Below are 21,302 nucleotides of genomic sequence, written 5' to 3'. Positions count from 1 at the left end.
GTCATAGTGATCAGGGCGCCTTAACCAGACGGTGCAAGCCAACCCTGATCGGCAAACTGATATCCGCGCGGGTCTGCGCAGGTATGATTTGATTGAGGGTAAGCACTACATGAAAATCTCAACACAACTCCGTCTAAGCGCAGGGACACTTGCGGTTGGATTTGCTCTGGCAGCAACGCCGGCATTTGCGCAGGACGCTGAGCAGGACCAAGAGGAAGCTGTCACAGAAGACGTGACCGCTGAAGATGAGTCTTCCAACCGGATCATCGTTTCTGGTTCACGTATCCGCCGTGATGCGAACTTGGAATCTGTTGTTCCAATCACATCGGTTTCAGCCGACGAAATTCTTGACGATGGCTCCGTCAGCCTTGGTGACGCGCTGAATGACCTTCCTGCGCTTCGTTCGACCTTCAACAGCTCGAACTCACAGCGTTTCATCGGTACAGCCGGTCTTAGCCTTCTCGACCTTCGTGGTCTTGGTACGACCCGTACGCTGACCCTGGTCAACGGTCGCCGTCACATCACCGCCGACATTGGTGGCTTTGCAATCGACATTAACACCATCCCAACATCACTGCTTGAACAAGTCGATGTTGTGACCGGTGGTTCTTCGGCTGTTTATGGTTCTGACGCTATTGCCGGGGTTGTAAACTTCGTGCTTCGCGATGACTATGAAGGCATGGAGCTTAACGCCATCCAGTCGATCAGTGATCGCGGCGATGGTCGTCAGTTTGGTATCGACGCTGTTTGGGGCAAGAACTTTGCAGACGGCCGTGGTAACATCACAATCGCTGCCGACTACTCACGCGCTGAGACGGTCCTCAACTCACAGCGTCCTGAAAACTCAGGCTTCGGCATTGGTTTCACAGGCTTCGTCGTCAACCCAGACGACACGACGGGTGAAGGCCTCAGCAACACCAACGGTGTTCCTGACAACATCCTCGTAAGCGGACAGCGTCTCGACTTCCTTTCAGAAGGCGGCACAGTCCAAACCTTCTGTCTTGGCGGCGAAACCGCAGCTTCTGCACCGCTGCGCTGCGATGCGAACGGCAATGAGATTCGCTATCGCTTTGGCCCAGACGGCCGTCTCTTCAGCGAAACCACCACCCAATTCCCGGCCAACGGTCGCGCAATTGACGGTGACGGAACAGTGCTTGCCGATGGTTCGCTTCTCCCAGAGATTGAGCGTTACACCATTAACCTGCTTTCGAAATTCGAGGTATCGGACGCGTTCCAACCGTTCGTCGAATTCAAATTCGCTCGTATTGAGGCGTTTGGTGAAGGCACACCGTCGTTCTTCAACGGCATCTGTGGCGGCCTTGCCGGCGCAGTTGGTCTTGGCGGCGCGCCTGCTTGTGCGGGTCCCGATGCGACCACGGCGAACTTCTTCGTGTCGTTCGACAACGCGTTCTTGAACCCAGATGACGCGGCTCAAATTGCAGCGGTACAAAACGAGCTCCTCGGAGCGTTCGGTGTGCCACCAGTTTCAACTGGCTTCTTCATCAACCGGAACAACTCAGACTTCGGTACTCGTAACGACAGTCTGCAGCGCGATACTTATCGCCTTGTGACCGGTATCAAAGGCGACATTTCGGACAACACCAACTACGAAATCTCGTTCAACTACGGCCGGTTTGAAACAAATCTGACCGCTCAAAACGACTTGATCTTCGCAAACGCACGTGCCGCAATCGACTCTATTGTTGCACCAGACGGTTCGATCCAGTGCCGCGTCAACACCGACGCTGACACCACGAACGATCTGCCAGGCTGTGTTCCGATCAACCCATTTGGTTTTGGTTCGCCAAGTGCAGAAGCGCTTGCGTTCATCAACAGCCAAAACACCCAGCTCAACGGCGAAGCTGAGCAGTACAACGTGCTTGCCTTCGTTGCGACAGACAGCTCCGGCTTGTTTGAGCTTCCAGGTGGTCCAATCGGCCTTGTTGTCGGTGGCGAGTGGCGCAAAGAAAAAGCGTTTGAAGAGCCAGATGAGTTCTCAGCTGGCGGCAACACCTTCTTCAACGCATTCGACGTCTTCGACCCGCCTGCGTTCGAAGTGTATGAAGCCTTTGGTGAGATCGACATTCCGCTTCTTGCAGATATGCCATTCTTCCAAGAGCTGACTTTGAAAGCTGCTGGTCGTATCTCAGACTACAACTCAGGCGCTGGTAACACCGGTACGGTGGAAGCATGGAACCTGAGCGGTCTTTGGGCACCGGTTGAAGACATTCGCTTCCGCGCAAACCTTTCGCGGTCCATCCGCGCACCCACGCCGAGCAACCTGTTCAGCCCACAAACGGTGAACTTCCTGTTCTTTGACGATCCTTGCGATGTCGACTTCATCGACCAAGGTACGGCAAACCGGGCGGCTAACTGCGCGGCGGCAGGCGTTCCTGTTGGCTTTGATGAAAATATCACGGGTAACCGCGCTGTGCTTCAAGGTGGTAACCAGCTGCTCTCAGCTGAAACCTCAGACAGCTTCACCGCTGGTGTAATCTTCCAGCCGACCTTCCTGCCTGGTTTCAGCCTCTCAGCTGACTACTATGACATCGAAGTGGAAAGCGTGATTGCCAACGTTGGTCCTCAAGCGATCTTGAACAACTGCTTTGACGCGGTTGATCTGAACAACAGCTTCTGCGGTCAGATCCTCCCTCGTCAGGCTGATGGTTCGCTTGCAACCGATGCTGCTTTGATCACGGGTCCAGTGAACTTTGCATCATTGACCGCTGAAGGCATCGACTTTGACGTCCGCTACTCACACACATTTGAGAACGACAACCGTCTCGAACTGCGTGCGATTGCGACCTACGTCATTGATCGTACGAACTTCCTCGACACCGATAACCCAGAGATCCCCGACGATGATCGCGGCGAACTGGGTGATCCGATCTGGGCAGCCAACTTCATCGCGGCCTTCACTTTTGCTGAAGACTTCACGATCCAGTGGGCAGGCCGTTATGTTGGACCACAGTTCATCGGTGCTCGTGAGAACTACCGCAACAGCATTCAGCCATGTAATGCTGACGGGACTATCCCACGCACGACCGACACCTGTACACCAGGTGCTCTGGTTGAAGCTCCACCGCTCAACCCTGATGCGTTCCCACAAGAGCGTTATCCGAGCCGCTTCACCCAAGATATCCGTCTGGATATTCAAGCAACGGACGAATTCCGCTTCACCGTTGGTGTTGACAATGTCACCGACCAACAGCCTCCGTTCGGTCTGACCGGCGCTGGTGCGGGCTCAGGCATCTTCGACAACCGTGGTCGCACCTTCTTCGCGATCGCCCGCGTCGAAATCTAAGCTTTACGCTTTAGAGCAAATTAAAAGGGCCCCGGGTGACCGGGGCCCTTTTTTGTTGGAGCTTTAAGCTTGCGAATTGATGGGCGCGATGAATGGTCGCGTAGCTAAGTGACAACTTCCATCTGAAGCTCACCATCTCCTTCATCAACCTTTAGCGTCGCGCCATCTGAAACTTTGCCCTCGATCAGCATTTCAGCCAGCGGGTCTTGCAGATACTTCTGCACCGCACGTTTCAGAGGCCTTGCGCCATACACAGGGTCATACCCCACACGGCCAAGCCACCTGAGCGCGGCATCGGTGAGGTCCAATGTAATCTTGCGATCATCCAGCAGCTTTTGCACTCGGCGCACCTGGATCTCTACGATTGGTGCCATGTGCTCCATCGCGAGGCGGTGGAAGAGGATGATCTCGTCCAAGCGGTTGATGAATTCCGGGCGGAAGTGTCCGCGCACAACATCCATTACCTTCTCCTCAACATCAGCGACTTTGCCGTCATCGGGCAGGTTCGCAAGATGCTGCGAGCCAAGGTTTGAGGTGAGGATAATGAGCGTATTCGAGAAATCGACCTTGCGGCCCTGCCCATCGGTGAGGTGTCCATCATCGAGCACTTGCAGCAGCACGTTGAACACATCGGTGTGCGCCTTCTCGACCTCGTCGAAGAGCACGACCTGATAGGGCCTGCGCCGCACCGCTTCGGTGAGCACGCCTCCTTCGTCATAGCCAACATATCCCGGAGGCGCGCCGATCAGGCGAGCGACCGAGTGCTTCTCCATAAATTCTGACATATCGATGCGGACCAGCGCCTGATCATCATCGAACAGGAACTCTGCCAGCGCCTTGGTCAGCTCGGTTTTACCGACACCGGTTGGCCCCAAGAACAGGAACGAGCCCAGCGGCCGTCCTGGGTCCTGCAAGCCAGCGCGGGCACGGCGAACAGCTTTGGAAACCGCTTCGATGGCGGGCACCTGCCCGATCACACGCTTGCCAAGGATGCTCTCCATTTCGAGGAGCTTCTCGCGTTCGCCTTCCATCATCTTGTCGATGGGAATACCGGTCCAGCGGCTGACGATCGATGCGATATCCTCTTCCGTCACTTCTTCGCGAAGAAGCGCGTTTTCGGTGAGGTCCCCGGCTTCGGCAAGCTGCTTTTCGAGCGCGGGAATGGTCCCGTAGGAAAGCTCACCCGCCTTGGCGAGATCACCCGAACGCTCGGCCTGTTCTAGCTCAAGGCGCGCCGTGTCCAATTCCTCTTTCACCCGGCCTTCTGCCTCAATCTTATCGCGCTCGTTCTGCCAGCGGGTGGTGAGTTCTGAAGACTCCTGCTCCAACTCAGCCAGCTCTTTGAGCAGGTTCTCAAGCCGCTCCTTGGAGGCATTATCATCCTCTTTGGCAAGCGCGCTCTCTTCGATCTTGAGTTGAATAATTCGCCTGTCGAGGGTCTCAATCTCTTCAGGCTTGGACTCAACCTCCATCCGGATACGCGATGCGGCCTCATCCATAAGGTCGATGGCCTTGTCGGGCAGGAAGCGGTTCTGGATGTAACGGTCCGAAAGCTTAGCCGAGGCGACAATGGCACCATCGGTGATGCGCACGCCGTGGTGGAGCTCATATTTGTCTTTGATCCCGCGCAGGATCGACACGGTGTCTTCCACCGTGGGTTCTGCGATATAGACTGGTTGGAACCGGCGTTGGAGCGCAGGGTCTTTCTCGACGTATTTCTGATACTCATCGAGCGTGGTGGCACCAATACAGTGCAACTCACCGCGCGACAGAGCAGGCTTGAGCAAGTTCGAGGCATCCATTGAGCCTTCCGAAGCCCCTGCCCCAATCAACGTGTGCATCTCATCGATGAACAGGATGATGTTGCCATCGGCATGGCGCACTTCATCGAGGATCGACTTTAAACGCTCTTCAAACTCACCGCGATATTTTGCACCCGCAATCAGCGCGCCCATATCAAGGCTCATCAGCGTGCGGCCCTTGAGGCTATCGGGCACATCGCCATTGGCAATGCGCAGCGCGAGGCCTTCGGCAATCGCGGTCTTACCCGTGCCCGGTTCACCGATAATCGCGGGGTTGTTCTTGGTCCGGCGCGCGAGGATCTGGATCGTGCGGCGGATTTCCTCATCGCGGCCGATGACCGGGTCTAGCTTGCCGTCGCGCGCGGCCTTGGTGAGGTCGCGGGCAAACTTCTCCATCGCGTCATATGTGCTTTCGGCGTTCGCGCTGTCTGCTTTCTTCCCGCCGCGAAGGTCTTCAATTGCGGTGTTCAGCCCCTGTGCCGTGACACCGGCCGCCTTCATCGCCTTGGCTGTTGAATCAGGCTGCGCGGCGAGTGCGGTTAGCATACGCTCCACGGTCACAAAGCTATCGCCTGCTTTGTCCGCGAGCCCTTCTGACGCGTCCAGAACGCGCACAAGGTCGTTATCCATACCCGGCGTCGATTGGGCACCGGACCCCGTCACCATTGGGATTTTGGACAAGGCAATATCAACCGCGCTTACCGCTTGCTTTGCATCCCCGCCTGCACGCTGAATAAGGCCCGCTGCCATACCCTCCTCATCTTCGAGAAGCGCCTTCAACAGATGCAGCGGTGTGATCCGCTGGTGGTTCATACGAATGGCGACCGTTTGAGCGCTTTGCAGAAAGCCCTTTGCGCGGTCGGTGAATTTTTCGAGGTTCATTTCAGATCCCTAAAGTGATGTTCTCACAGGTGTGTTACATGAGTAGGTGGGTTACTGTTCCAATCTTTGCAAGTCCCCGTTTTTACGCTTGGGCCAACACCTGTGCTTGACCAAATGTAAACTCCCAGCAATTGTCCGCGCCCAAGAGAAGAGAGCGTGAGAGAAGAGGGAAAGTAAACTTCATGAAATGGATCAAGCGCGGCGCCTTGGGTGTGGTCGCTCTTTTGCTAATCACCTTTGTGGTGCTTGCCTCGTGGGAACCGTTCGTCGCGCGCCAAAGCGAGACGCCTGAATACCGTGAGTATTCAGCCGAGATCGTGCGCAGCGAATATGGGGTGCCGATGATCTATGGCGAAACCGATGCTGACGTTGCGTATGGGGTCGCGATTGCGCATGCAGAAGATGATTTCTTCACCCTCCAAGACGTGGTTGCCATGTCAAAGGGCCGCTATGGCGCAATTGCTGGGCAAGAGGGCGCACAGGTCGATTATGTCTACCACCTGATCGGTGCACGCGAGACCGCAGCGCGCGAATATCCCAAGCTTCCCCCAGACACTCGCGCTCTTCTTGAAGGCTATGCAGCGGGCCTTAATCAGTATGCTCAGGAGAATGCGGATGAGGTGAAGCTTGGCAATCTTTTCCCCGTGAACGGTGAGGATGTTGCGGCAGGCTTTGTGCTGCGCCAGCCGTTTTTTTACGGCCTTGGCAATGTCATCGGTCCGCTGGTGGCAGGCGATCCCCTTCGCAAAGAATTCGGTCCCGATATTCCCGGGTTCCCCCGCTCCAATTCCCCATATGAGCAATTGCGCGAAGATTTAGCTGGCTCAAAAGACCACCCCAACCTTGTCCTGCCCACAGGCCAACATGCAGACCATCTGGGCTCTAACGCCTGGGCGGTTCGCCCGGAAAAATCAGGCGGGCCGACAACGCTGATCTCCAATTCGCACCAGCCCCTTCGCGGCGGGGTCGCTTGGTATGAGCTGGGTGTGCAATCGGGCGAAGGCTGGCATTTTACAGGAGCCAATTTCCCCGGTTCCCCCTTCCCCTTCCTCGGGCACAATGAAAACCTTGGCTGGACCAACACGGTCAATCGTCCGGATATGACCGATGTCTACAAGCTTGAGATGAATGAGACGGGTGATAGCTACCGGCTTGATGGCAAGTGGCACGCTCTTGAAGAGAGGGAAGTCACACTGCACGTTAAAATGGGACCGATCACGCTTCCAATCACCCGTACAATCCATCGCAGCCAGCATCACGGTCCGGTTATCAAGAATGACGATGGCGTCTTTGCTATCCGCTATGGGGGGATGGAAAAGGCGGAGCAATTGGACGCCTATTACCGTCTCAACAAGAGCAGCACTTTCGAGGAATGGCAGGCGCAAATTGCGCGCATGGCAATCCCTTCGACCAACTTCATCTATGCCGACCGCGAGGGAAACATCGCCTATGTCTACAACGCGGCAATCCCCAACCGGCCCGAGGATGTGGAGGCAAACTGGCGCGGTGTTCTCGATGGCTCGCGCTCAGACCTGATTTGGGAGGGTAGCGTCGAATATGACCGCATCCCCAAGCTCATCAACCCCGCGTCAGGCTGGCTCTATAATTCGAACAATGAACCCTACACCGCCGCTGGCGAAGGAAGCGACCTGTCGCCGGATGATTTCTCACCCGTGCTGGGCATTGAACGCAAGCAGACCAACCGTTCCTACCGTGCCTACAAGCTCATGAGCGAGGCCGATGTCCTTGACCGTGCGGCGCTGGAGCGGATCAAATATGACACCGCGTATGAGCGGCGCGATTATGTCGACACGCTTTATAACGCGCTTGAGGGGATGGAGGCGAACGGAGAATTGGCGAAAGCCCGGCGCCTGCTGCTTGAATGGGATTTCACTGCCGACAATAAGGGCGCTGGTGACAGCCTCGCTCTTCTCATGATCCTCTCTTACATGGGGGCAGAATACAACAACACGCCCGTGCCCGATGTGACCGAACATCTGCAAAAGGCGGTTGACCACCTGAACACACATTTCGGGCGGTTAGACCCGCCGATGAGCGAGCTTTTACGGCTTCGCCAGGGCGGTGTGGACCTGCCCCTTGATGGTGGTTCAGACACTTTGCGCGCCTCCACCATATGGCGCGTGGACGATGATGGGCGGCTTAGCCTGGTGCATGGGGATAGCTTTATACAATGGGTTGAATGGCCCGCTGATGGGGGGCGCGTGACGTCACGCTCTATCCAACCCTTTGGAGCGGCAACAACTCGCCCAAATTCCAAGCATTTCACCGATCAGATGCAGCTATACGTCGATCACAAATTGAAGCCTGTACACTTCTTTGAGGAAGACGTACGAGCCAATGCGCAAAGCACGAAGGTAGTCACTAATGCAAAGTAATCACCGGCCTCGCGCCGGTTCTACTTGCCTTAGTTCAGGCGGCTCCCCCGATATGCTATCGCTAGAAAAGCTCATAGGCATTGAGAACATGAAGGGACTGAAACCATGAAACTCCGTCACGCCGCAGCGAGCCTCGCTGCGCTAAGTGTTGCAATTGCAACCCCAATGACCCCGGCTCTGGCCGATGATCACGCGAGCGCTGCTGAACCCAAAAACGACCTCCAAGAGCTGGTTGCACAGGTTCAGGTCCCGTTTGAGAAATTTGAGCTTGAAAACGGCCTCACCGTCGTTGTTCACGAGGACCGCAAAGCGCCAATCGTTGGCGTTGCCGTTTGGTACAATGTCGGCTCCAAAGATGAGCCAAAGGGCCTCACCGGCTTTGCTCACCTGTTTGAGCACTTGATGTTCAACGGCTCGGAAAACGCGCCAAACGACTATTTCCAATACCTTCAGGAAATGGGCGCGACCGATTACAACGGCACGACCAATTTCGACCGCACCAACTACTTCCAAACTGTCCCTCGCCCGGCGCTTGAGCGCGCATTGTGGCTTGAAAGCGACCGCATGGGCTACCTCCTTGGCGCGGTCACACAGGGCAAGCTCGACAACCAGATCGGCGTTGTCCAAAACGAAAAGCGTCAGGGCGATAACCGTCCCGGCGGCCTTGTATTCTACGAAATTCTTGAGACCATCTTCCCTGATGGCCACCCTTACCAGCACTCCGTCATCGGCTCGATGGCTGACATTGAGGCGGCAACGCTTGACGATGTGAAAGACTGGTTCCGCGACAAATACGGCCCGAACAATGCAACCATCGTGCTTGCCGGCGATATCTCCGCTGAAGAGGCGCGTCCTCTGGTTGAAAAGTGGTTTGGTCCTATCCCACGCGGCGCTGTAAACACGCCAGCGGCTGCGGAGATCCCAACGCTTGCAGAACCCGTTCGCAAGGTCATGCGCGATCAGGTCGCTGCAACCAATATCAGCCTGTACTGGCCAGCGCCCGGCATCGCATCGGAAGATTTGGCTGCACTCAACATGGGCACCCAAATTCTGGGCGGTCTGCTGTCCAGCCGTCTCGACCAAATCCTTGTTCGTGATGAACAGCTTGCGGTTAGCGTGTCTGCTGGCAACTTTGATTTCCAACGCGTTGGGATCATCAATGTCAGTGCCACTCTTAAAGACGGTGTGGATGCACGCCAACTCGAAGCGCGTTTGAAGCAGCTTGTCGATTGGTATGTAGAAACCGGCCCGACCCAGGCAGAAGTCGACCGTGCAGCGACCAGCAATTTGGCTGGCACTATTCGCGGGCTTGAACAGGTCGGCGGCTTTGGCGGCAAGGCTGTGGCTCTTGCGCGCGGCGAAGTGCTTGCGGGCGATCCCGGCTTTGCCAAGCAGCAGTTGGAAGTGCTCGCCTCAATCACGCCTGAGACGATCAAGGCGGCCATGCAGAAATGGATGACCAAGCCAGCATTTACTCTGGTCCTTGAGCCGGGTGAGCGCGATGCGACCTATCAGGAAGCATCGAGCGTCACCGCGGGCGGTGCAGCGGCCGAGCGTGACCGCGAAGGCGATCTTGATACCATTTCAGTATCGCTCGAGCGTCCAGCACCAGAGATTGCCTCTGTGCCATCGCTCGACTTCCCTGACTTTGAGCGTGCGACGCTCGCAAATGGTATGCAGGTCACTTACGCTAAGCGTGATGCGGTTCCTGCGACCTATGTGACGATGTCGTTCAACGCTGGCACCGCGTCTGACAGCGCAGACAAGCGCGGCGTCGAAAACCTCGCTTTGGGTCTCTTCGACGAAGGCACCGCCACCCTCAGCAGCCAGCAAATCGCTGAAGAGCGCGAGAAGCTGGGCGTCACCATCGGCACAGGCGGCGGCGATGACCGGTCAAGCTTCACGCTTTCCGCACTGTCATCGAACCTGTCAGAATCGCTCACTCTCTTTGGTGACATCGTGCGCAATCCTGCGTTTAACGAAAGCGACTTGGCCCGCGTAAAAGCGCAAACCATCACCGGCATTCGTCAGCAAATGCGCTCACCACAAGGCATTGCGCGCCGCGCGATTGGCGTGGAGCTGTTCGGCGCTGACAGCCCTTACGGCGGTGTTGAGACCCTTGAAAGCGTCGAGAGCATCACCCGCGATGATCTGGTGGCGTTCAAAGACACTTGGATCCGTCCTGACAATGGCGAAGTCTTCGTGATCTCAAGCCTGCCTCTCGACACCATTGTTGCTCAATTGAACGAAGCATTTGGCGATTGGGAAGCTCCGGCTGCACCGAAGGGTGAGAAAGACTTCTCCACCATGCCAACGGCAGCGAACGGTGGACGTATAGTTCTCATCAACCGTCCGAATTCGCCGCAGAGCTTCATCTATGGCGGGCAAATCACCCCGCTTGATGCAAGCGATCCGGCCTATGTGGACTTTGAAAACGCCAACAACTCGCTTGGCGGCAACTTCCTCGCGCGTCTCAACATGAACCTGCGTGAGACCAAAGGTTGGAGCTATGGTGTGCGCGGCGGACCGCAGGCGCGTGAAAACACCGTTGTTTATGCCATCGGTGGCGGCGTTCAGGCGGACCGTACCGGCGATTCCATCGCCGAGATGATCCGTGAGACCAGCGAATTCCTCACCAGCAATGGCGTGACCGAGGAAGAGCTCACCCGCAACGTTGCAAACTCGGTTGGCCTTCTGCCAGGCCGATTTGAAACGTCACGCGCAGTGCTCGGTGCGATGCAAAGCCTTGCGCTCTATGGTCGCCCGGACAATTACTACGAAGAGCTCGTGGGCAAGTATGAAGCGCAAACCACCGACAGCCTCGATGCCGCTGCTCGCACTGCTCTCAACGTAGATGACTTCCTTTGGGTGGTCGTTGGCGATGCAGAAAAAGTAGCACCGCAGCTTGAACAGCTTGGACTGCCGGTTGAAGTGCGCGAAATGGAAGGCGCGCAAGCGGGCGGCTAATCCACCACGATTACCCTCGCGACGTTACGGCATCGTGATGGGTATTGGCACCAAGAAAAGCGGGCGGGATCATCACGGTCTCGCCCGCTTCTTTTTGGCCCCATTTTTCGCCTCACTTGACGCTGCGTTAGGTATTGAAAGCGCGCCTCTGACGTGTACAACTTGCACCCAAGCCAAGGGCCGAGACGGGATTTTGGCTCTTAATAGAACAACAAGCGTCCAACCTTGTGGGCGCGCTGTCCAAGGAGACGATAAATGTCTGTATCAGGATCATTCGACACCACCGTAAAAAGCCCAATGGGCGACCAATCCGGTAAGCTCACCATTGAAGACAATGGCGATGGCACGTTCAAGGGCAACATGTCCGGCGGCATGGGCTCGATGGACATCGAGGAAGGCACTGTTGAAGGCAACACGATCAAATGGTCGATGAACATGACCGTTCCAATGCCAATGACGCTTGATTGCGAAGCAACCATCGATGGCGATGCCATCACCGGCAACGTCAACGCTGGCGCGTTCGGCGCAATGCCGCTTTCGGGCGTTCGCGCTTAAGAGGCACTGCCTTTCAAGGCAAAAGAAAAGGGCCGCCCCGGCATGTGCGCTGGGGCGGCCCTTTCTATTTGATGCGAAGAGGCTTTAGCCAAACTTGGCCTTGTGTCCCTTAGTATCGCCAGCCGCGAGATACTTCGCCTGCTCAACCCAATTGTCGCGGGTGATGCGGCCCTTGAATTTGAGATACTGATCCACCTCAGCGATATCCGCGTCAGTCCACTTCGAAATCTGATCAAAGCGCGAGACGCCAAGCGATTGGCAGGTCTCGGCAAGCTTTGGTCCAACGCCCTTGATCTTGGTGAGATCGTCAGGATCACCTACTGCAAGCGCAATCTTGGGCATGTTGGCACCAGTCTGAACAACGTCTTGAACCGTTTCCTTGGCCTTATCAGCAGCGCCAGAAGCCGCCGCGACAGCTCCCGCTCCGGCAACAACAGCACCATCAGCAACCGCCGCGCCTGCATCTTTAGCCACGTCCACAGCGTCAGAAGCCGCACCAGCCGCAGCGCTGCCAGCATCCTTGGCCATATCGACAGCGCCCGACGCCACGTCGCCCGCCGTATCGGCAGCATTTTTAGCAGCATTACCAGCGGCATCCGCAGCGCCTTTGGCAGCATTTCCAGCCTTGCCAGCAGTATCCGCCACAACTTCGCCCAAACGGCCCCAAATCCACCAAGCGGTGGCCAAACCAATCGCGACGGCCAAAAGCGCGCGGATCGGATGTGCGATCAACAAATCAATCATATCTTCTCTCCCAAGCGCTTAACTGCGGCCCCAAATGAGCCAACCAATCCCAAGACCAATGGCGAAAAGGATCATCAAACCGATCCAGCTTTCTAACAAAAGTGGCATGTTATGCTGCTCCCTCTTCTGATCCTTCGGAAGCTTCACCAGCTTCTGCTGCCGCATCATCAAGCGTAAATTCGATCCGGCGGTTTGCTGCGTTTTCACCCGCATCTTCGACCAGTGGCTGGCTTGATCCATAACCGGTTGGCACGATGCGAACATCGACAACGCTGCGGTTGGTCAGTTCCGCTGCCACAGCATCGGCGCGCGCTTGGCTGATCGACATGTTGACTTCATCAGTGCCGGTTGCATCGGTGTGACCGCCTACATTGATGCGCATGCCCGTGCACACATTCATGCGGCGCGCGAGCGAGTTGATCATATCGAGCGAGGTTTCCGACAAATCGGCAGAACCGGTTTCAAACTGAATGGTCTTGCCCTCTTTGAAGCTATCAAGCGCCTCCTGACACGCAGCAATCTGCTCGGCGCTTGCACCGGTCACAGCCGCGGGGTCCTCAATGCCTGTGGCAAGAGCCGCCTCATCAAAGATATCAAGCTCACCTTCCCAGGTGATAGCGCCCACATTCGCACCGTCGCGCAAAATGCCCTCAATTCTGGCTCGCTCTTCGGGATCGCTAATCCCCGACAGGGTGACGCCGCGTCCCAACGGATCGCGCGCCATGGACAGCGTTACACCGCGTACGCCTGCGTCAGTCAGAGCCGCGCTCGCGTCAGCCTCTATTGTGTCGATAGTTTGATCGCCGCTCGCGTAGTGCGTGCCAATGGCAAGCAGCGAAGCGGCCCCAGCGCCAATCAGCGCTTTGGTTAGTCCCCTCATGGTCGATCCCTTGTTTTTGCATTACACCCGGTGAGGAGAGTAACGCACAAACGCCCCGAGTAAACGCAAAACTTGTAACATTCCCCGCCCTTGGGGCCCGATAGGCTTATCAATGTTAGACAGTAAAAAGGCCGGCGCAACTTTATTGCTTCGCCGGCCTTTGTGACATTTGGATGAGGGGTTAAGGCGCGTCGGCGACAGCGTCTTCGGTTTCCTCACCCTCTTCGAGTGTTTCAGCAGCCGCCTCAGCGGTCACATCCCCATCACTGGCCGCTTCTCCATCCGCATCAGCAGGCGGCACAGTGCCCCGCAGTTCGCCAAGCTCTTCTTCGGCACGGATCACGTCGATCTCAGCTTTGTTGGCCGCATCAATCGCGCTTTCAGCTGCTGCTTGTGTTTCTGGCGTTTGCGCTTCGAGAAGAGCCGCTTCAGCCAGTTTTGCGGCCGCGTTTGCCTCGTCAAACTTGGCCTGAGCCTCAGCCAAACGCGCCTCGGCCCCTGCAATCGCCTTGGCCTTTTCAGCAGCAGCAATCTCAGCGCGCACGTCAATCACCGTGTCACGTTCATAGCGGATCACACCTTTCATCGGCGCAATGCGGCTCACACCTATGCGGAAGAAATTGTTGATCTTACCCGCAGCATGGAACTCAGCCTCAGCAATCGGAAGCTGATTGAGGTTGGCAGGAACACTGAAATCGATTGGGCGCGCTTGGCGCTCATCGTCGGCCTGCCAGAATGCCGTGGTTTGACGCATGGCGCGATTGTCCGCCCATGGTGACACCACGAAGTCGCCAAGCGATGTGATTTCGCCAGCCTTTACCTCGAAACGCACCGTTCCCATGCAAAAGCATGAACCGAAATACCCGTTCCCGGCAAAGAAGATCGGCCCGTAATAGGTGTACTCGCCCGGATCGACCTCTTGGAGATATTGGAAGTATTTCTCGCCAGAGGCATCCTTGCCTTTGTCATAGACAAATTGTGGGCCGATAAAGATTATTTGACGCTGCTCAATCGCACCAATTGAGAAATTCTCTTCAGTGGGCTCAATGGGCTTTTCCCCCGGGTTGCGGCCGGCGGCTTTGTTCTTTTTCCAGCGCTCGAGCCTACGCGGATATTTGTCCTGCGCTTTTTCCAATTGCTCGCGCCAGTCGGCTTCATATTCGGCGATATCCGCCTCATCCGGCGTCTTGATAAAAGCAGCATTCAAGCGCGCAAAGGCATGCATAAAGATGTAGCCGCGATCCTCGCTAATCTGCTCCTTGCCCTTCTCAAGGTTTTTGAGTTCGACAGGCTGAGCATGCGCGGGGGCAGCCACGCCAAGTGCAGCAAATGAAAGAAGCGCAGCACCTGCCAGACGAGCAAGGGGGCGCGTGATGGATTGTTTGATCATGCTCATGGGACAAGCACCCGTGTTGTAGGTTTGGGACCAGAGGCGACGCGTGCTTGCTGCAACAGGGCAGCTTCGCGTTTATCGGCGTTCTCGCGGCTCAGACCTTCTTCAAAGTGGAACGCCTGCCACAGCTCTTTTTCAAGACCGTAGCGGTCATACCCCTTGAAATACATGCAGTTGCGCATGTTGATCCGTTTTTGCTTACGGCGTTCCGCGCTTCCGAAAATGGCATCAGCCAACGCAGCGCCAATCGCTCCGCCAATCGCACCTGCCGCGCCATATTGGAGGATTGCGCTATCAATTGCCGACTGTGTCGCGGCAGAATTGCCGTATCTGATGTTGTAGCCGCTCACCAAGGAATCGCACTCGGTGATGTCGTCGAAGGCTTCCGCAAAGTTGGTGTCTTCGCGGTGGTAATAGAAGTACTTTTCAAACTGCTTGGGATCGACGCTCGAAAACTCGAACTCAAGATCCGGCATAGCTACAGCTTCAATCTCTTCGGCCGTAAAGACGCGCGCTTCAGGCTCGTTCTTAATAGCCTGCGCATTGGCTGCGCCGCAAATCGACACAGCAAGACCTGCCGCACCCAAAGCGCAGCGACGAAACAAAGACATAAATGAGCCCCCTATCGTTTTTTATTGAGTTACCCCGAACTAACAAGCCCTCTCCCGAAGGCATGTATTTGCTATGCGAAGCATGGACTTACTGCAAGCGAGTGTTAGCGGTTCACCACAATTTGAGCGACAACCCCAAGTGCTCTATGATCGAAGACAGCAATAGGGGATCACAAATGAAGATCATTTCGCGTTGTGTGTTTATTTTGTTCAGCATCTCACTTGCATTGGGAAGCGTCGCTACGCCTGCGAGCGCTCAAAATGCACCAACGGCAGAACCGACCGCGCGATACTATTGCTATGACGAAGATCGCAGCGGTTATGTTCTGTTTTTAAAGCCCGGCGGCGTTGCTGAGGCGAGTGCGGATGATGGCGCTAATGAGGTCATAACAGGCACCCATTCACGCAGTGGCCAAAGCCTGTCGCTCACCCTCCCCGCCATCAGTTTTGCTGAGACTGCCCCGTCCGTATACGCATACAAGACGCTGATCATCGCGTTCGAAACGCCCAGTGTCGGGTGCAAACTAACAGGCCATGATGTGGGTCCCAAGGTGGCGGGATATGCGCGCTGCCCGAACATTGGCTACTACGCGTCAGGCGGCGGGTATGAGACCAACCACTTTCAGTTTTTCGAAGATGGAGCCGTAAAGCGGACACAATGGCAGGAATACACCATCACCAGCAGCACGCGCAAAAGCGAGATGTTTGGCGCCTATCTGATCGAAGGCGACCAGCTGTTCATGGCGTTCGCCGATGACGAGGATAAGCCGCTACTGACCGCGCAGATACACGGTGATCAGAGCTTTACCGTGGCGGAGTTGGAGCCTGACAAGGGGCCTTGTGTTCCCGATTAGTCAGCGAGAAGCTCAAACTTCATCAGCAACGTGGCTTGCGAGCCTGAGAAATTGTCGTCGCTAACGATGTAGAGGAAGGTGCGATCCCCCTCCTCGCGCACGGCAAGGCCCTCGAAATTGTCGACGCTTAGCGGTGCTTGCAGCGTTGCCAGTTCCCGCCGTTCCCCTTCTCCACTGTAAGCAACAATCGCTGCGCGGTTGCCATCTGTGGGTGAGTATGAGCGGAACAGGATCAGAGCCGTGTCATCGCTGGTCATGTCTGCATCTGTTGGCACAGCCCCAAGCGCTGCCAGTGTTTCTGGTGGGCGCACGGAAAAATCGCTCACCCCTTGCGCGGTGATACGTTTGCAATTTGCTCTGTTCTCGCTGGCTGCACGCTCTGCACAAAACAATTGCAGATTTGCGCTCGCCGCCATCGTCTCAAGCCCCTGATTGGGCTCCATTTCACCGAGCAATTCAGGCACATCTAGGCCGCTGCGAAGCGGTTTATAATCAAGCCGGAAATAGCGAAGGACGCGGTGGTCGCGCTCAAACCCGACGTACCAATCGCTCTCGCGAGGATCATCGGGACTGGCATCACCACCAATGGTCCAATCGCGCGTGAGGCTCTCAGCATCCCCGCGCTCCTTTCCAGTGAGCGGCTTGCCATCGGTGCCTTGCAATAGGCCAACCTCAACCTCGCTCAATCCCGTCAGAATGCCGCCGGTTTCAATCGGTGTCATCCAAACCCAGCGCGCGTCATCGGTGATGGCAAGCAAACGTCCACTTTGCGCATCCCAGCGAAGGCCGGACAGACCGCCAATGTTCTGCCCCATGCGAGGGATGTCGAGCCCGCCCAGATATTTGAGGTCCCCGACGCGATTGAGCGAAGGGTCCTCTTCTGACAGCGGAACTTGCGTCAGATCGGTCCCATCGCGCGCGAAGGGATCGTGCAGATAGACATAGCCGCTCGCCATAGACGCAGCGACAAGGAGCGGACCCCATAGTGCGATCCGCATGAGGCTGCTCAAGCGAGCTTATCCTTGAGGATTTGGTTCACCACCTGCGGGTTCGCCTTGCCCTGCATCGCTTTCATGGTCTGACCCACAAAGAAGCCAAAGAGCTTGTCTTTGCCGCCTTTGTATTGTTCGACCTTGTCTTGGTTGCCCGAGAGAATGTCATCAATCGCCGCCTCAATCGCGCCGGTGTCGGAGACCTGTTTGAGGCCTTCGGTGTCGGCAATTTCATCGGGCTCGCGGCCGGTTTTGAGGACGATCTCGAAGATTTCTTTGGCTTGTGAACCGCTGATTTCGCTCTTGCCCTGCATCGCAAGGATGGCGGCCTGGCGTTCGGCGGTTGCGTGGGAGGCATCGGCCTCATCGCCCAACGATTTGATCACGCCGGGAGCCACGCTAAGCGCCCAGTTAGCGACTTGTGTTGCGACTTTGGCCTCGGACTTGCCGATGGCCGTGGATGCAGCGGTCAGCAGTGTTTCAAAGCGCGCAAAGGTCTCAACCTCATGCGTGAGTTCGCGCGCATTGTAAGGCGTCAAGCCAAGCTCGGTTTCGTAGCGAATGCGCTTGGCATCGGGCAGCTCTGGCAGGCTCGCGCGGCATTCTTCAAGGAAGTCATCTTCAAGCACCACCGGCAGAAGATCGGGGTCCGGGAAGTAGCGATAATCATGCGCGTCTTCTTTCGAACGCATGGTGCGCGTGGTGCCTGTGGCGACGTCGAACAGGCGTGTTTCCTGATCAACCGTGCCGCCGGCCTCCAGCACATCGACCTGACGGTTTGCCTCATATTCAATCACTTGCATGACGAAGCGGACCGAGTTCACATTCTTTGTCTCAGTGCGCGTGCCCAATTCTTCGCCCGCTTTGCGAACCGAGACATTGACGTCAGCGCGCATGGAGCCTTCTTCCATATTGCCATCGCATGACCCCACATAACGCAGGATCGAGCGCAGTTTGCGCACATAAGCGCCCGCCTCAGCAGGCGATTGCATATCGGGCTTGGAAACGATTTCCATCAGCGCCACACCAGAACGGTTCAAATCGACATAGGACATCGTCGGGTGCTGATCGTGCATCAGCTTGCCTGCGTCCTGCTCGACGTGGATGCGCTCAATCCCGATCACTTTGTCTTCGGGAATGCCGTGTTTTTCATCGGCTTCGATGAGCAGCTGACCCTCGCCCACGATGGGGTGGTAAAGCTGGCTGATCTGATAGCCTTGGGGCAAATCGGCGTAGAAGTAGTTCTTGCGGTCAAACCGGCTCCACGCATTGATCTGCGCCTCAATCGCCATCCCTGTGCGCACCGCTTGACGGATGCACTCTTGGTTGGGCACAGGGAGCATGCCGGGCATCGCCGCATCGACGAGGCTCACTTGGCTGTTCGGCTCCGCGCCGAATTCCGTATTCGCGCCCGAAAACAGTTTCGACTTGGACGTCACCTGCGCGTGGACTTCGAGGCCGATCACGACCTCCCATTCGCCTGTCTGCCCTTGGATACGGTAATCACTCATCATTCGTCTCTTTATCAGAAGGCTGATTGCCTGAAATCATCTTGCCATCAGGGCCAAAGCGCGCTTCGCCGTGGTCGATGGTCTTGGAAAGGAACAGCACCACCCCGCCAAGGATGGCGAAAGCGATGAGGAAGATCATCACGAATATCGCGGTGAAGCCCATCAAGCAGGCTCCTTGACGTCGAGGAGCTGGGCTTCGACCGCTTTGAGTTCTGCGCGCACGACATTGTCGAATTTGCGCGTGCCGGTGATGTTGATCTCTTCAAGGAAGAGCACGCTAAAGCTGCGATACTCAGGATAATTCGCCAGCTCGCGCACGGTGGCAGCGAACAGCGGGCCATTGCGCACCTGCTGCGACTTGGGATCAAGTTGTTGGTGGAGCGACTGGAGCAAGGCTGCGTATGCAAAATAGCGCTTATTGGGCTCATCCACGCGCATCGCTTTTGCACGGTCGCGAAAGGCGAAAGCGAGGACCCAAGCAGGGATCACAAGCCCAATCGCGAGAAGCGCAATTATGGCGATCTCAAATGGGGTCACCACCACCGCTCCGGCGCATGGTCAAATCCGGCGCGCTCTTGGATGGCGAGGCCAGCGTTCAGGACCATTTGCTCATCAAACGGCTTACCCACGAGTTGCAGACCCAGCGGCAAGCCATCGGGGTTGAGGCCAGCAGGAACGCTCATCGCAGGCAGGCCAGCAAGCGAGGCGGGAACGGCGAACACATCGTTCAAATACATCGTCAGCGGGTCTTCATTGAGCGAGCCCAATGGGAAGGATGCCGTCGGCGTTGTGGGCGCGAGGATCATATCGCATTTGCCCCAAGCGTTCTCGTAATCGCGGGCAACCAAGGCGCGGACCTTTTGCGCCTGCGTGTAATACGCATCGTAGAAGCCTGCGCTAAGCACATAGGTGCCGATCAGAATGCGCCGCTTCACCTCATCGCCAAAGCCAGCCGCGCGGGTTTCGGCATACATATCTTGCAGGCCAGCACCCTCAGGCAGATCGCGCAGACCATACCGCACGCCATCATAGCGCGCGAGGTTTGAAGACGCCTCAGCAGGCGCGATGATGTAATAGGCGGGAAGTGCATATTTGGTGTGCGGCAGCGAGATATCGACGATCTCAGCGCCTGCATCTTTAAGCCACGCTTTGCCTTGCTCCCATGAATCGAGGATCGCTTGGTCGGTGCCTTCCATGCGGTATTCGGTTGGGATGCCGACCTTTTTGCCGGTGAGGTCGCTAGACAAGGCCGCTTCCCAATCGGGCACGTCCATCTGGAGACTGGTCGCATCTTTTGGATCAAATCCAGCCATTGCGCCGAGCATAATCGCGCAATCTTCGACCGAGCGCGCCATCGGGCCTGCTTGATCGAGAGAGCTCGCAAACGCCACCACGCCCCAACGCGAACAACGCCCATAAGTAGGTTTGATCCCGCAAATGCCGGTGAAAGCCGCTGGCTGACGGATCGAACCGCCGGTGTCAGTGCCAGTCGCGGCTGGCGCGATACGCGCGGCAACGGCTGACGAAGAACCACCCGAGGAACCACCCGGCGACATCGCGGCATTGCTGCCTTCTTTGCGCCAAGGCGAGTTCACATTGCCAAACGCGCTGGTTTCGTTCGAGGACCCCATCGCAAATTGGTCAAGGTTGAGTTTACCCAGCATCCCCGCGCCAGCATTCCACAGATTCTGCGAAACGGTGCTCTCATACTCAGGTTTAAACCCGCCCAAGATGTTCGAAGCCGCGGTTGTCTGCACGCCGTGGCTGGCGAACAGATCCTTCATGCCAATCGGCACGCCGCCCATTGCGCCCAAGTCCTCGCCGCTCGCACGCTTGGCATCGGTCTTGTCTGCTGCCTCCAAAGCGGCCTCGGGGGTGGTCACGATAAAGGCGTTGAGTTCAGCAGCGGAAGCCACTGCCGCATTGAATTGCTCTGCCACCTCGCGCGCCGTGAAATCGCCAGAGGCAACGCCGTCGCGGATTGCTTTTACACCAAGATCTGTAAGTTCTTTGCTCACTTGAATTCCGTTCGTCCTGAGCCTGCCCGCGCCGTGTCAAAAGCCGCTGGGCGAAATAGGGTTAGATCGCGCCGCAGCGCCTATTCAATCACCTTGGGCACACCAAAGAAGCCGTGCTCTGCCGCCGGCGCATTGGCTATCACCGCGTCGCGCTTACCACCGCCCGTCAGAGGGTCGGCATCGACCACATCTTCGCGCAGGCGAAGCGTGTTGGGAATGACTGCGGTCATTGGCTCCACGCCCGACACATCAACCTCGCCAAGCTGCTCCACCCAATCAAGGATGTTGTTAAGCTCTGGCACCATGCGGGTCAGCTCTTCATCGCCCATTTTGATGCGCGAAAGGCTAGCGATTTTCGCCACTGTTTGTTTATCTACAGACATGACTGCCGCT

General features: G+C 56.7%; 16 protein-coding genes. 5 read left to right on the top strand and 11 right to left on the bottom strand.

What is annotated here, in order from left to right:
- Positions 1-109: 109 nt before the first annotated feature.
- Positions 110-3,304, top strand: a complete 3,195-nt coding sequence (locus tag AC0V61_RS11375) for a TonB-dependent receptor domain-containing protein (protein ID WP_486157620.1) — start codon at positions 110-112, stop codon at positions 3,302-3,304.
- Between the two features lie 104 nt (positions 3,305-3,408).
- Here the strand turns inward: AC0V61_RS11375 and clpB are convergent, their stop codons facing one another.
- Entirely contained in the window at positions 3,409-5,988 is a 2,580-nt protein-coding gene (gene clpB / locus AC0V61_RS11370; protein ID WP_486157618.1) for an ATP-dependent chaperone ClpB, read from the bottom strand.
- Between the two features lie 182 nt (positions 5,989-6,170).
- On the opposite strand from clpB, the gene AC0V61_RS11365 reads away from it, so the two are divergent.
- The 3 genes from AC0V61_RS11365 to AC0V61_RS11355 all read left to right on the top strand — a co-directional run bounded on the left by AC0V61_RS11365 (position 6,171) and on the right by AC0V61_RS11355 (position 11,906).
- Positions 6,171-8,384: an acylase gene (locus AC0V61_RS11365; protein WP_486157616.1), complete on the top strand. Its 2,214-nt coding sequence runs from the start codon at positions 6,171-6,173 to the stop codon at positions 8,382-8,384.
- Positions 8,385-8,489: 105 nt separating this feature from the next.
- On the top strand, positions 8,490-11,351 hold the full coding sequence (locus AC0V61_RS11360) for a M16 family metallopeptidase (protein WP_486157614.1): 2,862 nt from the start codon (positions 8,490-8,492) through the stop codon (positions 11,349-11,351).
- Positions 11,352-11,606: 255 nt separating this feature from the next.
- Positions 11,607-11,906, top strand: a complete 300-nt coding sequence (locus AC0V61_RS11355; protein WP_486157612.1) for a hypothetical protein — start codon at positions 11,607-11,609, stop codon at positions 11,904-11,906.
- Between the two features lie 84 nt (positions 11,907-11,990).
- Here the strand turns inward: AC0V61_RS11355 and AC0V61_RS11350 are convergent, their stop codons facing one another.
- The 4 genes from AC0V61_RS11350 to AC0V61_RS11335 form a co-directional block, all read right to left on the bottom strand.
- The gene (locus AC0V61_RS11350) at positions 11,991-12,650 is read right to left on the bottom strand and encodes a helix-hairpin-helix domain-containing protein (RefSeq protein WP_486157610.1); all 660 of its coding nucleotides are present in this window, start codon (positions 12,648-12,650) and stop codon (positions 11,991-11,993) included.
- A gap of 109 nt (positions 12,651-12,759) precedes the next feature.
- A complete protein-coding gene (locus AC0V61_RS11345; RefSeq protein WP_486157608.1) occupies positions 12,760-13,530 on the bottom strand; it encodes an OmpA family protein in 771 nt (256 codons plus the stop codon).
- A gap of 181 nt (positions 13,531-13,711) precedes the next feature.
- Complete coding sequence (locus AC0V61_RS11340) at positions 13,712-14,926, bottom strand: hypothetical protein (RefSeq protein WP_486157606.1); 1,215 nt, start codon at positions 14,924-14,926, stop codon at positions 13,712-13,714.
- Positions 14,923-15,534, bottom strand: a complete 612-nt coding sequence (locus AC0V61_RS11335) for a hypothetical protein (RefSeq protein WP_486157604.1) — start codon at positions 15,532-15,534, stop codon at positions 14,923-14,925. Before AC0V61_RS11335 ends, AC0V61_RS11340 begins: the two co-directional genes overlap by 4 nt.
- Positions 15,535-15,710: 176 nt before the next feature.
- Between AC0V61_RS11335 and AC0V61_RS11330 the strand changes: the two genes are divergently transcribed.
- Positions 15,711-16,388: a hypothetical protein gene (locus tag AC0V61_RS11330; protein WP_486157602.1), complete on the top strand. Its 678-nt coding sequence runs from the start codon at positions 15,711-15,713 to the stop codon at positions 16,386-16,388.
- Here AC0V61_RS11330 and AC0V61_RS11325 read toward each other — a convergent pair.
- The 6 genes from AC0V61_RS11325 to gatC all read right to left on the bottom strand — a co-directional run bounded on the left by AC0V61_RS11325 (position 16,385) and on the right by gatC (position 21,292).
- The gene (locus AC0V61_RS11325) at positions 16,385-17,398 is read right to left on the bottom strand and encodes an esterase-like activity of phytase family protein (RefSeq protein ID WP_486157600.1); all 1,014 of its coding nucleotides are present in this window, start codon (positions 17,396-17,398) and stop codon (positions 16,385-16,387) included. The genes AC0V61_RS11330 and AC0V61_RS11325 overlap by 4 nt on opposite strands.
- Complete coding sequence (gatB, locus tag AC0V61_RS11320; RefSeq protein ID WP_486157598.1) at positions 17,395-18,891, bottom strand: Asp-tRNA(Asn)/Glu-tRNA(Gln) amidotransferase subunit GatB; 1,497 nt, start codon at positions 18,889-18,891, stop codon at positions 17,395-17,397. The genes AC0V61_RS11325 and gatB overlap by 4 nt, the downstream gene beginning before the upstream one ends.
- Positions 18,884-19,054: a glutamyl-tRNA amidotransferase gene (locus AC0V61_RS11315; protein ID WP_486157596.1), complete on the bottom strand. Its 171-nt coding sequence runs from the start codon at positions 19,052-19,054 to the stop codon at positions 18,884-18,886. The genes gatB and AC0V61_RS11315 overlap by 8 nt, the downstream gene beginning before the upstream one ends.
- The gene (locus AC0V61_RS11310; RefSeq protein ID WP_486157594.1) at positions 19,054-19,428 is read right to left on the bottom strand and encodes a hypothetical protein; all 375 of its coding nucleotides are present in this window, start codon (positions 19,426-19,428) and stop codon (positions 19,054-19,056) included. Before AC0V61_RS11310 ends, AC0V61_RS11315 begins: the two co-directional genes overlap by 1 nt.
- Positions 19,425-20,909 carry an Asp-tRNA(Asn)/Glu-tRNA(Gln) amidotransferase subunit GatA gene (gene gatA, locus AC0V61_RS11305; RefSeq protein WP_486157592.1) on the bottom strand — a complete coding sequence of 495 codons (1,485 nt, stop codon included), beginning with the start codon at positions 20,907-20,909 and terminating at the stop codon, positions 19,425-19,427. Before gatA ends, AC0V61_RS11310 begins: the two co-directional genes overlap by 4 nt.
- Positions 20,910-20,989: 80 nt before the next feature.
- The gene (gene gatC / locus AC0V61_RS11300; RefSeq protein ID WP_486157590.1) at positions 20,990-21,292 is read right to left on the bottom strand and encodes an Asp-tRNA(Asn)/Glu-tRNA(Gln) amidotransferase subunit GatC; all 303 of its coding nucleotides are present in this window, start codon (positions 21,290-21,292) and stop codon (positions 20,990-20,992) included.
- Positions 21,293-21,302: the final 10 nt, after the last annotated feature.

This window comes from Erythrobacter sp. JB1-4, from assembly GCF_057365025.1.
The sequence above is the reverse complement of the archived record's forward strand: the minus strand, read 5'-3'. Positions and strand labels throughout refer to the sequence as shown.